This is a genomic window from Chelativorans sp. AA-79, from assembly GCF_029457495.1.
In the GTDB taxonomy this organism is placed as follows: domain Bacteria; phylum Pseudomonadota; class Alphaproteobacteria; order Rhizobiales; family Rhizobiaceae; genus Chelativorans.
In genome coordinates, this window is sequence record NZ_CP120361.1 from 2,935,602 (window position 1) to 2,948,672 (window position 13,071).

Annotated in this window: 8 protein-coding genes and 1 pseudogene; 6 read left to right on the forward strand and 3 right to left on the reverse strand. The window is 64.6% G+C overall.

Annotated elements, in window-relative coordinates; all coding sequences use genetic code 11:
* Nucleotides 1-123 precede the first annotated feature (123 nt).
* The gene (locus PVE73_RS14310) at nucleotides 124-1,284 is read right to left on the reverse strand and encodes a cysteine desulfurase family protein (protein ID WP_277367461.1); all 1,161 of its coding nucleotides are present in this window, start codon (nucleotides 1,282-1,284) and stop codon (nucleotides 124-126) included.
* 227 nt (nucleotides 1,285-1,511) lie between these two features.
* Here PVE73_RS14310 and PVE73_RS14315 point away from each other — a divergent pair, with 227 nt between their 5' ends.
* From PVE73_RS14315 to tyrS, 3 genes and pseudogenes are all read left to right on the forward strand, one after another.
* On the forward strand, nucleotides 1,512-2,186 hold the full coding sequence (locus PVE73_RS14315) for an alpha/beta hydrolase (RefSeq protein WP_277362896.1): 675 nt from the start codon (nucleotides 1,512-1,514) through the stop codon (nucleotides 2,184-2,186).
* A gap of 132 nt (nucleotides 2,187-2,318) precedes the next feature.
* Nucleotides 2,319-2,462 (forward strand): annotated as a pseudogene (locus PVE73_RS28255) (DUF1508 domain-containing protein); the annotation flags it as partial.
* Nucleotides 2,463-2,879: 417 nt separating this feature from the next.
* Nucleotides 2,880-4,133 (forward strand): tyrosine--tRNA ligase, encoded by a 1,254-nt coding sequence (gene tyrS, locus PVE73_RS14325; protein ID WP_277362898.1) that lies wholly within the window; start codon nucleotides 2,880-2,882, stop codon nucleotides 4,131-4,133.
* A 739-nt stretch (nucleotides 4,134-4,872) separates the two neighbouring features.
* Here the strand turns inward: tyrS and PVE73_RS14330 are convergent.
* Nucleotides 4,873-8,238, reverse strand: coding sequence for a DUF3971 domain-containing protein (locus tag PVE73_RS14330; protein ID WP_277362899.1), 3,366 nt, complete (start codon nucleotides 8,236-8,238; stop codon nucleotides 4,873-4,875).
* 144 nt (nucleotides 8,239-8,382) lie between these two features.
* On the opposite strand from PVE73_RS14330, the gene PVE73_RS14335 reads away from it, so the two are divergent.
* From PVE73_RS14335 to PVE73_RS14345, 3 genes are all read left to right on the forward strand, one after another.
* Entirely contained in the window at nucleotides 8,383-8,865 is a 483-nt protein-coding gene (locus PVE73_RS14335) for a peroxiredoxin (protein ID WP_277362900.1), read from the forward strand.
* Between the two features lie 193 nt (nucleotides 8,866-9,058).
* A complete protein-coding gene (locus PVE73_RS14340) occupies nucleotides 9,059-10,204 on the forward strand; it encodes a peptidoglycan DD-metalloendopeptidase family protein (RefSeq protein ID WP_277362901.1) in 1,146 nt (381 codons plus the stop codon).
* A gap of 141 nt (nucleotides 10,205-10,345) precedes the next feature.
* Complete coding sequence (locus PVE73_RS14345; protein WP_277362902.1) at nucleotides 10,346-11,548, forward strand: MFS transporter; 1,203 nt, start codon at nucleotides 10,346-10,348, stop codon at nucleotides 11,546-11,548.
* Nucleotides 11,549-11,617: 69 nt separating this feature from the next.
* Here the strand turns inward: PVE73_RS14345 and tig are convergent, their stop codons facing one another.
* Nucleotides 11,618-13,042: a trigger factor gene (gene tig, locus PVE73_RS14350; RefSeq protein ID WP_277362903.1), complete on the reverse strand. Its 1,425-nt coding sequence runs from the start codon at nucleotides 13,040-13,042 to the stop codon at nucleotides 11,618-11,620.
* Nucleotides 13,043-13,071 lie beyond the last annotated feature (29 nt).

Sequence of the window (13,071 nt, forward strand, 5' to 3'; positions counted from 1 at the left end):
TTGCAATTCTGGCAGCTTATGCCGGTATTTAGGGAATCCGCGTGCCGAATTCACCCATGCGATCACAAAATATGTGTCATTTACTCCATTTTTCTCCCGGTGTTCGCGGCACCCCTTCGACCCTCACGCAGCGGCCGTGTTCGCCCGCCGGCGTGCGACAACCTTTTCCAGCGCGGCGGCGAAGGCGCTGATCTCCTCTTCCGTCGTCGCCGGCCCGATGGAGACGCGAAGCGCTCCCGCCTGGTCTCCGAAACCCATGGCCTGCAGCACATGACTCGGCCCCACCTTGCCCGAGGAACAGGCCGAACCCGCCGAAAGCGCGATGCCCGCCAGATCGAAGGCGATCTGCGCCGTCTCCGCCTTCATCTCGGGGATCGAGAAGAACACGGTGTTGGGCAGGCGCGGAGCCTCCCGGCCATAAATCACCGCGTCGGGCACGAGATCGCGGATGACCGCCTCCAGGCGCTCGCGCAGCGCCTGCGTCTCGCCCATGCGTGCCAGCGCCGACATCCCTTCCCGTGCAGCGGCGCCGAATCCCGCAATGGCCGCGACATTCTCCGTTCCGGCACGGTGGCCCTTCTCCTGGCCGCCGCCCGTCACCAGTGCGCAGGGCATCATGAGATCGGATGCGCCCACGACGGCGCCAACGCCCTTCGGGCCGCCTATCTTGTGCGAGGAAAGAATGAGAAAGTCTGCGTATCCAAATGAAATGTCGAACGAAATTCTTCCTGCCGCCTGAACGGCATCAAGGATCGTAACCCCGCCGGCCTTCTTCACCAGCGCGCCGATCTCCTCGATCGGCTGGATCACGCCGGTCTCGTTGTTCGCCACATGGGTCGCAACGAGCGGCAGGCCACGCGCGCCGTCATGGGCGGCAAGCGCGCGTTCGAGCGCGGCAAGGTCGATGCGCCCGTCCGGCCCCACCGGGACCCGCTCCACCGCCTCCGGGGGGAAGCGGCCGCCGGAGAGCATGCAGGGATGATCGGCCGCGCTTACATAGAGGCGCGAAAAACCGAGCGGCGCCCGCCCCATGGTCCAGTCCGGCGAGAGCAGCATGGTCGCGGCTTCCGTCGCGCCCGAGGTGAAGACCACATGCGCCGGCTCGCCGTTCACGAGTGCCGCCACATCGCGCCTCGCCTCCTCCACGACGCGCCGCGCCGTGCGGCCCTCCATATGCACGGAGGAGGGGTTCGCCGCATCGAGCGCCTCGATCACGGCGCGCCGCGCAGCATCCGTCAGCGGCGCCGTGGCGTTGTAATCGAGGTAGATGCGCGGTGCAGCCATATCCATCCGTTATGCCTTCTGCCACAATTGTCGCGGGGAAGGCGTTATTTCCTTGAAGTTCCAAGGCAAGCCGTCCTATCTACGCGGCTGCCGACGGGCGACATAGGCCGCCCAGTTTTGAACAGTTCTAAAGTAGCTTCTATGGAGGCAAAGGCCCCGCGTCAAGGCCTGCCGCGCACCGCCGACCGGCTACGCGGTTGTTGGCAAGGGGTCAAGGTGGAGTAAGAATGCCCGAGGTAATCTTTACCGGCCCGGCCGGACGTCTCGAAGGCCGGTATCAGCCGTCGAAGGAGAAGAATGCGCCGATTGCGCTCATCCTGCACCCGCATCCGCAGTTCGGCGGCACGATGAACAACAAGATCATCTATGATCTTTTCTATATGTTCCAGCAGCGTGGCTTCACGACACTGCGGTTCAATTTCCGCGGCATCGGGCGGAGTCAGGGGGCTTTCGACCACGGCACGGGCGAGCTCTCGGACGCCGCCGCCGCGCTCGACTGGGTGCAGTCGCTGCATCCCGATTCCAAGAACTGCTGGGTCGCCGGCTATTCCTTCGGCGCCTGGATCGGCATGCAGCTTCTGATGCGCCGGCCGGAGATCGAGGGTTTCATCTCCATCGCCCCGCAGCCGAACATCTATGATTTCTCCTTCCTCGCGCCCTGCCCGTCCTCGGGTCTCATCATCCATGGCAGCGCCGATCGCGTGGCGCCGCCCGCAGATGTGCAGACCCTGGTGGACAAGCTGCAGTCGCAGAAGGGCATTACCATAACGCAGAATACGATCCCCGACGCGAACCACTTCTTCACCAATGCATCAGATGTATTGATCGAAGAATGCGCGGAGTATCTCGATCGACGGCTCAGAGGAGAACTCGCCGAGCCCCGCCCGAAACGCCTAAGATGAAGCATCGGATCCGCCGTTAAGCGAACTATAGCCTTGAAGGGACAAAACAACGCGCGTGGGTCGACAGCTGGCTTACTGCGTGAGACGCTTCGCATGCGGCGAATCAGCGCCTGCTATTTGGGGAAGACAGCAGTGAGCAAATTCGAACTCTACAAGGACAAGAAGGGCGAGACGCGCTTTCGGTTCCGCGCCAATAACGGCGAAGTGATGTTCAGTTCCGAGGGCTACAAGGCGAAGGCGTCCGCGGTGAAGGCGATCGAATCGCTTCGCAAGAACGTCGCTTCCGCCACGGTGGAGGAGATGGAGCCCGCGGCCAAGAAGACTCCCGCCAAGGCCGCTGCGAAGGCGCCGGCAAAAGCGGCGAAAGCCAAGGCCCCGGCGAAGGCTGCCAAGCCGAAAGCGGCGGCAAAAGCGCCGGCCAAGGCGAAGTCCGCCGCCAAGAAGGCCAAGGCCACGGCCTGAGTTTCTACTGCAGCCCGGCTTCATTCGAGGTCGGGCCGCCGTCTTTATCACCCTGGGTGCTCCTCCGGCCGGCATTTCCGGATGACGGAGCCTGCGTGGCTGATCCCATCCGGCGCAGCGTTCCGGAGCGCCCGTCCTGCCCTTCGCTCGCCGGAAGCTTGTGCGCGGCGCCCGTGTGGTGCTAAACGCCCGCTCGTCCTCCCACCCCATCCCCGCAAAGGGATTCTAGAAATGCCCGAGTTCAAGTCCGATTTCCTGCGCATTCTTTCCGAGCGCGGCTTCATCCATCAGATCTCCGACGAGACGGGTCTGGACGAGCTGCTCCTGCGCGAGACGGTGACGGGCTATATCGGCTACGATCCGACGGCCGCCAGCCTCCATGTCGGGCACCTTACCCAGATCATGATGCTCTACTGGCTCCAGCAGACGGGGCACAGGCCGATCGCACTGATGGGCGGCGGTACCGGGATGATCGGCGATCCGTCTTTCAAGGACGAAGCGCGCAAGCTGCTCACCCCTGAGATCATCGAACAGAACCTGGCGGGCATGAAGAAGTCCTTCAGCCGCTATCTCGAGTTCGGCGAGGGTCCGGCCGATGCGGTCATGGTCAACAATGCCGACTGGCTGCTCGATCTCAACTACGTGACGTTCCTGCGCGATGTCGGCCGCCACTTCTCGGTCAACCGGATGCTGTCTTTCGAGTCGGTAAAGCTCCGGCTCGACCGGGAGCAGTCGCTTTCGTTCCTGGAGTTCAACTACATGATCCTCCAGGCCTACGACTTCGTGGAGCTTCAACGCCGCTACGGCTGCCGACTCCAGATGGGCGGCTCCGACCAGTGGGGCAACATCGTCAACGGCATCGATCTCGGCCGGCGCATGGAGGACGCGACGCTCTTCGCGCTCACCTCGCCGCTGCTGACGACGGCGTCGGGCGCCAAGATGGGCAAGTCCGAGAGCGGCGCCGTCTGGCTCGATCCTGCGATGCTCAGCCCCTACGATTTCTGGCAATACTGGCGCAACACCGAGGACGCCGATGTCGGCCGCTTCCTCAAGCTCTACACCGCTCTGCCCATGGACGAGATCGCCCGGCTGGAAAAGCTGGAGGGTTCCGAGGTCAACGAGGCGAAGAAAATCCTGGCCACGGAAGTGACCGCTCTGCTGCACGGCCGCGCCGCTGCCGAGGAAGCCGCCGAGACGGCGCGCAAGACCTTCGAGGAAGGCGCGCTCGCCGAAAGCCTTCCCACCGTGGACGTGCCCCGGTCGGAGGTCGAGACCGGCATCGGCGTGCTTTCCGCGGTCGTCCGGGCGGGGCTTGCCGCGACCAATGGCGAAGTGCGCCGTGCGATCGCCAACAACGCGATCCGGGTGAACGACAAGCCCGTCACCGATGATCGCGCAGTCATCGGCAGCGGCGACGTCACCGCCGAGGGCGTCATCAAGCTTTCCTTCGGGCGCAAGAAGCACGTGTTGTTGCGCCCGCATTGAAGTGGAAGGCGGGTTTTGGGATTGCGCAGCCGCCCTACCCGCCAGCAGCAGTGCTCCTGTCCTGCCGATAACGGTCTGCCGGCGACCGGGAAGTGAGGCCGGTGCCACCTCACAGGAAGCGTGTAACGGCCCAGCGAGGGTGCTCAAAACGGGAATGGAATTCGCCCCTCTGAGTTTATCTTTCGCCGCCAACCAACTGTTCCCACTCGCTATTCTCTATTTCGCCACTCGCTCATTGCACTCTTTTTCTCCCCACCCTCTCAGCTCGTATTATTCTTTCCCCATCGCTCTCGCGGGAACCGGATGCGCACCGGGTGTTCGGGAGGGCGGCGGAAACCTCCCTCCCCAGGATCGGAACCTGGGGATCCGAGGGCCCGCGACAGGCCGGCGGTGCCGGGGTGCTGGGTCAGAGACAGCATCTCGGAAAAACGGATGCTGGGTGAGAGACGGCATCGCGGAAACCGCGGAGAAGCCGCTAGGGCTCTCCTTCGGCCCGGCCAAGACCACCCCCTTCATTGGGTGCAGCCGGGAAGGAGAAGGGTCCGAGTGACCGGCCGAGGTCGGGACAGACTCCGGCGGGGCGCATTGGGAGCGCCTTTTTTAATTTTGTGGCGTGAACAGTGCGCCCCGCTTCCCAAGGTCTTTGACAATGGCCAGACGGTGCAAACCGGGCGTGGCAACGGCGAGACGCGCGTCCTGCCCTTCGGTGAAGCGCAGGTGGATATTCGAGGTTACCGGCTCAACGGAACTCGAAGATCTCGCGCAGGAATCCGGGCGCGACGGCCGAAAGCGGGTTCACCTCGAGCCTCGGCTCTTCCACCGCGCCGCTCAGCCGGTAGGTGATGCCGATCAGGCCCCGGTCGCGCCCGTTGCCGAGGATCTGCCCGATCAGCGGAAGCTCCCCGAAGATGCGGTTCACGCCGTAGATCGGCATGAACGTGCCGGTAATGTCCATCTGGTCGTTGGGATCGTAGAGCGTGCCCTGGAAGGTGGAACCGATCACGGGCCCGCGCAGCACGCCATCGACAATGCCGAGGCTCCCGCGAGCCTTCGCCAACGCGGCCGCACCCCGCTCGAAATGCACGCGCGTGGTGTCTAGCCGGCCCTTCTCCTTGGTGGCCGCCACCAGGGAGCGCATCCGCGGTTCGTCGACGATCCAGAAGTCCCGGATGTCGATCTGTCCGGACAGGTTCTCATTGTCCGCGCCCTGGAGCGCCAGCGTGAGCTGCCCCCCTTCCATATGCTCGTAGAGATCGAGGAACCGGAACACCGCCCCGGCATTGCTGGACGAGACATGGACCGTCGTCGCCGCCTCATGGGATGTCTTGGCCACCTTTACGCCGCCATGGGACGTGGTCGCGCCGGCCAGGGTCAGTTCGTCCGGCTTCCTGCCGCTGTTCGAATAGGCAAGCTCGACCTGGGCAAGCGTCTCGCCGTGGAAGCCGTCCACCTGCGCGAGCGAGGCCTTCACGGTCACCGGTGTGGCGTCGCCTCCGGCGCCCTCGCCTTCCGATTCCCCGTGTTCGCTCAGCACTTCCTTGATGAGCCCGCGCGCATCGAATGCGGCGCCGTCCACCGAAACGGAATAGGCGTTGCCATTCCTGCGGATCGTCGCTGCGAAATCGTCGCCACGATTGAATCGCGCCTTCTGGAAGCGGGCCTCCTGCAGTCGGCCGCCCTCCAGCCGCACCTGTCCGGCGAGGGAAAAGCTCTCGCCCCGGAGCGAGAAATCGGAGAGCTGGATGGTGTCGCCGTCACGATCCATCAGGAAATCGGCGGTTGCCGGGATTCCGGCCCCCTTGCGCCAGCCGATCCACGGTATCTCCAGCCGCGCCGTGTCCAGCTTGACGCTGATCCTGTCGCGCTCGTCCGGGCCGCTGTTGTCGTAGACCACGGTAAAAGGTCCGGAGACCAGGGTCCCAAGCCCCGGAAGGAGCTTGTCGCGGGAAGCGTCGTCCATCTTCAGTTCGACGTGTCGCACGCGCTCCGCCGCCGCGCCGAAGGGCTCCACGATATGCAGGTCGGCGGGGATGCCGTCGAGCTTGGCGGCAGCCGAGAACTCGGCCCGGCCGGGATCGACCAGCAGGCGTCCCTTCGCGTCCGTGACGTGCTGCCCCTCGATGGGCTTGGCGATGGAAAGGCTTTCGTAATCGAGCGCCACCTGCCAGTCGAGGCTGTCCAGCGGGATGTCCGCTTTCAGGGGAATGTCGGTGCTGACATGACCGGACATCTCTCCGCTGAGGTCCTGCGGCTTGAAGTCATGGAAGCGGGAGGCTGCGATCGGCCGGTAGGAGACGAATTGCAGGATTGCCGGCGCCTCGCCGGCGACATCGATCTCCAGCTTGCCGATGCGGCGGTGCTCCCGCGAGGCGTCGATGATGAGCGTGCCGTTCTTGGCGTCGAGCGTCCGGCCGCTCTCCATATAGACCCGCCCCGAAGCGAGGCCGACCTTCACATCCGTGCCTGCGAAATCGACGGAGCCGTTGCCGTCGCGTACCGGCGGAAGGTCGCCGGCGATGTTGAAGCGCGTATCGGACAGCGCGAAATGGCCGAAGACCTCGTCGGGGCCGAGCGGAACGCCGTTGCCGAGCCGGCCAGGCGGAACCTCGAGCGTCAGGCCGCTCTCGCGCACCGTCCCGCCGAACACGTTCTCGAGCGTCCAGTTGCGCGCGCCCGGGGCTGCAAACCATGGCCAGAACTGCTTCACATGGGCCGTGGGCATGCTGCCCACCTGCAGCGCGAGCCGCAGGCCGGGCGATTTGCCCTCTTCCAGCGTGAGCGCGAAGCTGCCCTTCAGCTCACCCCCTGTCGTGCGGACCTCGATCGGATCGGCCGAGAAACGCATGGCAGCCGGATCGAGCCGGCCCGCGACCCTGACGGCGAACGGAAGCGGTGGTTCCGGGGAATCCGCCGGCGCAAGCACGGAATTGCGCGACACGAGGTCGACCCGATAGACCGCCAATCCCTCAGGCCCGCTTTCCGGACCGAAAGTGCCCTCGAAATTCATATGTGTGCGCCCGGATTCGAGCCTGGCTCCCGTCACCGAGAAGACCTTGTCGCCGGCGGCCGCGGCCACGGAAACCGCCGCATTGTCGAGGGGGATTTCGTCCTCTCCGAAGCCGAGCAGCATCCGGCCTGCCTGAACGTCGATGCGCAGGAAGCCCGGTCCTTCTCCGCCGGCTGCCCTGCCGGAGAGCGCGAGCTCGAACGCGCCCATGGAGCGGATGAAGCCGTTCGGCGCATGGGGCCCGCCGCTTTCATCCGGCGCCGATATTGTCATGGAGAGGGCGGAGATCCTGTTCGTGCCCGGATCACGCGCGGCGGTGCCCTCGAAGGAAAGGCTTCGGCCACGATAGTGGGCGGCACCTTCCAGATGGATGTCCGTGTCGCTTTCCCGCGTGATGTCGAGGCCGTCGACGAGAAGGCCGGGGATCGTCTCCCCACCGGCCAGGAATCCGATATTGGACAGGCTGACGCTGGACAGGCCGGCCCCGCGCGTGATCTCGAAGGCGCGCTCGATCGCATTGAAGACGGCGCCGCTCAGATCGTCGGGGCTGATCGCGGCAGGCCGTGTGAGCAGCGCCGTGAGGTTCGGCCCGCTCCCCGCCGACATCTCGGCCGGCGTCAGCTGGGCGTCCGCCATGGCGACGCGGGCAAGCTCGATCTTGCCGCTGAGCAGCGGTATGGCCCGCAAGCCGAAACGCAGCAGGCCGGCATTGGCGATGGGCGCCTTGTCGCTTGCCCGCACGATGCGCGCATCATGCACTTCGAGCGCAAAGAGGCTCGACCTGCCCAGGCCGAGCCGGAGGTCGCCGATCGAGACGTCCACATCGACACCCACCAGGCTCTCGATGGCTCTTTCGGCCTGAAGCCTCAGCCTCTCATTGCCGATCGCGTCGACGCCGACGGCATAGAGCCCCCCGCCGAGGAGCAGGACCAAAAGCATGAGGGCGGCTGCCGGTCGTGCCAGCCAGCGCCACAGACGCGATCGCTTTGCGCGGCAGATGGAAGGCGGCCGAAGGCAGGCGGACGGGAAGCTCCCCAGGGGGGCGATCTCTTCCCGCCGGAAGCGCACCTTTTCATGATCGCCTGTTTCGTGCGCCACCAATGTTCCCGTCAAAGTCTGGACCGATTTTGGCGAATCCGCTTCAAAGATTATAGTCGGGCCCGTCCGCAGGATGGGCCCAGCCGTCCTAGAATTCCAACACTTTGTTGAATTTGCGCCTAAACACAAAAGAAGGGTAGGAAAATGGCCGTACCGGACAAGGGCGATATGGCGCCCGATTTCGAACTGCAGCAGGATGGCGGGCGCACATTTCGGTTGTCTGACCTCCGTGGCAAGCCGGTCGTGCTCTACTTCTATCCAAAGGACGACACGAGCACCTGCACGGCACAGGCCATCGAGTTCTCGGCCCGGAAAGGCGAGTTCGACGCACTCGGGATTCCGGTCATCGGCCTTTCGCCCGATACGCTGAAGAGCCACGACAAGTTCAGGGCCAAGCACGACCTTGCGATCGACCTTCTGGCCGATCCCGAAAAGAAGGTCGTGCAGGACTACGGCGTGTGGACGGAAAAGAGCATGTATGGCCGCACCTATATGGGCGTGGAGCGCAGCACCTTTCTGATCGCACCCGACGGCCGCGTCGCGGAAGTCTGGCGCAAGGTGCGGCTCAAGGGCCATCTGGACGCGGTTCTCAGGGCCGCCCGGGCGCTCGCGGCTCCCGGCACATAAGACCGCCCGGCTCCACACAACCCTTTGTTAACCCTAAGATTGTGTAATCAGCCGCATCGAGACACAGGGAACAGGCGGTCGACCCGTGAGGCTGGAAACATGTGCTGGGCGATTTCTTCGGCAGCTCCACCTCCCCACGACCATTATCGTCGCTCGCGGCGATGAGTTTCGCTATTTCACCACGCGGCCATGGATGGTGTTGGCTTCAGGCGCGCTGGTCGCACTGCTGGCGGCTACCTGCCTCTATCTTGTGGTGCGTGACGACTTCATCGGGAAAGCGGCCGCGCACCGCGCGCGCCTGCAGGAAACCTATGAGAATCGGATCTTCGCACTCGAGGCGGAGATCGAACGCCTCACCAGTCGGCAGACCGCGGAACAGGAAAGCTTGCAGCGCCGCATAACGGAACTGCTCGAAAGACAGGAGCGCCTTTCCGAGCGGCACAGCTGGCTCGGCCCCGTTCTGGAACGCGCCGAAGACCTGAGAGCGACGGGGGAGCCCATCCCCTTCCCCACGCCGCGCCCGGAGGTCCGTGCCTCGATCGATGAAGACGAGATCGACCATGCCGCGATCACGGGCAGCGCTTTTGCCGGCAGCGCGGCGCCGAATATCCATTGGCCGATCCGAGGCGGAGGAGAGGCCGGGCGCACGGACGCGCTTTTCCATGCCCTCGACCGCTCATTGCGCGATCTGGAAACGGAGCAGACGGCAGAGATCGGCAGGCTTGCCGACGAAACCTACCAGACCGTGGAGGCCATCGGCAGCGCACTGGAGGCAGCCGGAATCGAGATGGCCGGCCGACATGGCGAAGAAGGTGCCGGCGGGCCACTGATCGCGGCAATGGGCGGCACACCGTTTGAAGAACGGGTGCGGGAACTGGAAGAGGCGCTCGATCGGCTTGAGAGCGTGAAGCGCACCGTGCGTCGCCTCCCCATCATCTCGCCCGTACCGGGAGCCGCCGTCACCAGCGGTTTCGGGATGCGCCGGGATCCGCTTCTCGGACGCCCCGCCTATCATCCCGGCCTGGACTTGCGCGCCGCGCCGGGTTCTCCCGTGCGCGCGGCCGCTGCCGGAACGATCGTCGAAGCGGGCTGGAACGGCGGCTATGGCCGCATGATCGAAATCGATCACGGCGACGGCATGCGTACCCGCTATGCCCATTTGAGCGGGATGCTGGTTCGTAAGGGGGACAAGGTCAGCGATGGCGAGGTCATCGGCCGCGTCGGAAGCAGCGGGCGCTCCACCGGCCCGCATCTTCATTACGAGGTGCGCAAGGGCGGCGTGCCCGTCAATCCGCAGAAATTCATGACCGCAGGGCAAAGCCTCGGCAAGCTTCTGTAGCTCCTCTCGGCCCATCAAAAAAAGCGCCACGCAAAATGTCGGCCCCGGATGGGATGGTCCGTCCTCCGTGCAGCCGTCCGGCGGGTATGGACATGTTTCCTCCCTGCGACGGCATGATGTCGTGGTGGAGAGGACAATCAGATGAGCCATTCCTATCGTTGGGTGATCGTCGGCGCAGGCGCGCTGATGGGCTGCGTTGCCGTCGGGACGATGTTCTCGCTGGCGATCTTCCTGGAGCCGATCGGCACGGACACGCTTTGGTCCCGCGCCGGGATATCGAGCGCCATGACGCTCAATTTCATCGTCATGGGGCTCGGGGGCTTCGCCTGGGGCGCGGCGAGCGACCGTTTCGGCGCCCGCATCGTCGTTCTGGCAGGCGCCATGCTGCTGGGGCTTGCGCTGGTGCTTTCCAGCCGGGCCACCTCGCTGCTCGAATTCCAATTGACCTACGGGGTCCTCGTCGGCCTGTCCGCGAGCGCCTTCTTCGCGCCAATGATCGCCGCCACCACCGCCTGGTTCGAAGAGAACCGCGGACTTGCCGTTTCTCTGGTATCGGCCGGGATGGGCGTCGCGCCGATGACGATCTCGCCCCTCGCGCGTTGGCTGATCTCCGCCTATGACTGGCGTACGGCCATGTTCGCCATCGGCATCCTGGCCTGGACGCTGCTTCTGCCAACGGCTCTGCTCGTCCGCCGTCCGCCGGCTCCCGCCGCCAGCGAAGCCGCATCCGGGCTTTCTGCCGGGAACAGCGGAATGTCGGTCATGCAGGCATTGCGCTCACCGCAGTTCCTCGTTCTCGGCTTCACCTTCTTCGCCTGCTGCGCGGCCCATTCCGGCCCGATCTTCCATATGGTGAGCTATGCGATGGTCTGCGGCATCGCCCCGATGGCGGCCGTGAGCATCTACAGCGTCGAGGGGCTCGCGGGACTGGGAGGGCGGCTCCTCTTCGGCGTGATGGCGGACCGCCTCGGCGTCAAGCAGGTGCTGGTCACAGGCCTGATGGTGCAGGCACTCGCGATCGCAGCCTATCTTTTCGTGAGCAGGCTTGAGGCCTTCTATGCGCTCGCCGTTCTATTCGGCGCCGTCTATGGCGGCGTGATGCCGCTTTATGCGGTGCTTGCCCGCGAGTATTTCGGGCAGCGCATCCTGGGCACCGTGTTTGGCGCGGCCACCATGCTATCGAGCCTGGGAATGGCCTTCGGACCGCTCGCCGGCGGCTGGGTGTTCGACACGTTCCAGAGCTATGCCTGGCTCTTCATCGGTTCGGCCATCGTGGGGCTGGGCGCCGTCGGTATCGCCCTCGGCTTCCCGCCGCTGGCGCGCACCCGGCTGCAGCCTGCATAAAAGCGTCCGGTAATAAAAACCCCCGGCTCACGGCCGGGGGTTTTCAGGGGGAAACCGTCTCAGCGAGGCTTACTCGGCGTCGTCCTTCTTGGCGGCCTTCTTCTTGGGTGCGGCCTTCTTCTTGGCCGTTTCCTTCGGCTTTTTTTCCTCGCCTTCCTCTTCCTCGGCCAGGAGTTCCTCGCGGCTCACCTTCTTGTCCGTCACGTCGACCTGCGACAGGAGCTGATCGACGACCTTCTCCTCGAAGAGAGGGGCGCGGACCGAGGCGAGCGCCTGCGGGTTCTGGCGATAGAATTCGTAGATCTCCTGCTGCTGGTTCGCGGGATAGCGGCGGATCGAATCGATCAGCGCGCGCTGCATCTCGTCATCGGAGACCTGGACGTTCGCCTCTTCGCCGATCTGCGCCAGAACGAGGCCGAGGCGCACCCGGCGTTCGGCAAGGCGCTGATATTCCGCGCGCGCCTCCTCCTCGGTGGTATCTTCATCCTCGAAGGTGCGGCCGGCGGACTCGAGGTCACGCGTCACCTGCGACCAGATATTGTCGAACTCGGCCTGAACAAGCTTGGACGGCGCCTCGAACTTGTAGGTCTCGTCGAGCGCATCGAGAAGCTGCCGCTTGGCCTTCTGCCGCGTCATCTGGCCGAACTGGCTCTCGAGCTGCCCGCGGATGATCTCGCGCAGCTTGTCGGCCGATTCCAGGCCGAGCTTCTTGGCGAGCTCGTCATCGATGGTGAGCTCCTCGGCCGAGGCCACCTGCTTCACGGTCACTTCGAACTCGGCTTCCTTGCCGGCCAGATGCTCGGCCGCATAGGATTCGGGGAAGGTGATCTTGAATGACTTGGTGTCGCCCGCCTTCAGGCCGGTCAGTTCCTCCTCGAAGCCGGGGATGAACTGGCCATGGCCGATCACGACCTCGGAATCGGTGGCGGACCCGCCCTCGAAGGGTTCCCCGTCCAGCTTGCCCGAATAGTCCAGCGTGACCTTGTCCCCCTTCTCCGCCTTGCCCTTCTTGGGCTCGTAGGTGCGCACGGAGTCGGCCACGCGCTTGACCTGTTCCTCCACCTCCTCCTCCGGCACGTCGTAGACCGGCCGGGTGATCTTGATGTTGGAGAAGTCCTTGATCTCGATCGGCGGAATCACCTCGTAGGACATCGAGAACTCGAAATCCGCCGCGCCGGCGAGCACCTTCTCGGCCTCCTTCTCGTCCTCCGTCATGGAGATTTCCGGCTGCATGGCGGGCTTCTCGCCGCGCTCGGAAATGATGGTGCGAGAGGAATCGTTGAGGATCTCGTTCACCACCTCGGCCATGAAGGACTTGCCATACATGCGGCGCAGATGCTGCAGCGGCACCTTGCCCGGGCGGAAGCCCTTGAGCCGCACCTTGTTCTTGGCATCCTCCAGGCGCGCCGTGAGGCGGGCTTCCATATCCTCGGCCGGCACGGTGACCTTGATCTCGCGCTTAAGACCGGAATTGAGCGTCTCGCTAACCTGCATTCATCAAACCTTTATGTTCACTCGTGCCG

Coding starts and splice junctions, on each gene's coding strand:
- PVE73_RS14310 (WP_277367461.1), bottom strand. CDS start 1,284: ATGGCTGCACCGCGCATCTACCTCGATTACAACGCCACGGCGCCGCTG.
- PVE73_RS14340 (WP_277362901.1), top strand. CDS start 9,059: ATGGTGTTGGCTTCAGGCGCGCTGGTCGCACTGCTGGCGGCTACCTGC.
- PVE73_RS14315 (WP_277362896.1), top strand. CDS start 1,512: ATGCCCGAGGTAATCTTTACCGGCCCGGCCGGACGTCTCGAAGGCCGG.
- tyrS (WP_277362898.1), top strand. CDS start 2,880: ATGCCCGAGTTCAAGTCCGATTTCCTGCGCATTCTTTCCGAGCGCGGC.
- PVE73_RS14335 (WP_277362900.1), top strand. CDS start 8,383: ATGGCCGTACCGGACAAGGGCGATATGGCGCCCGATTTCGAACTGCAG.
- PVE73_RS14345 (WP_277362902.1), top strand. CDS start 10,346: ATGAGCCATTCCTATCGTTGGGTGATCGTCGGCGCAGGCGCGCTGATG.
- tig (WP_277362903.1), bottom strand. CDS start 13,042: ATGCAGGTTAGCGAGACGCTCAATTCCGGTCTTAAGCGCGAGATCAAG.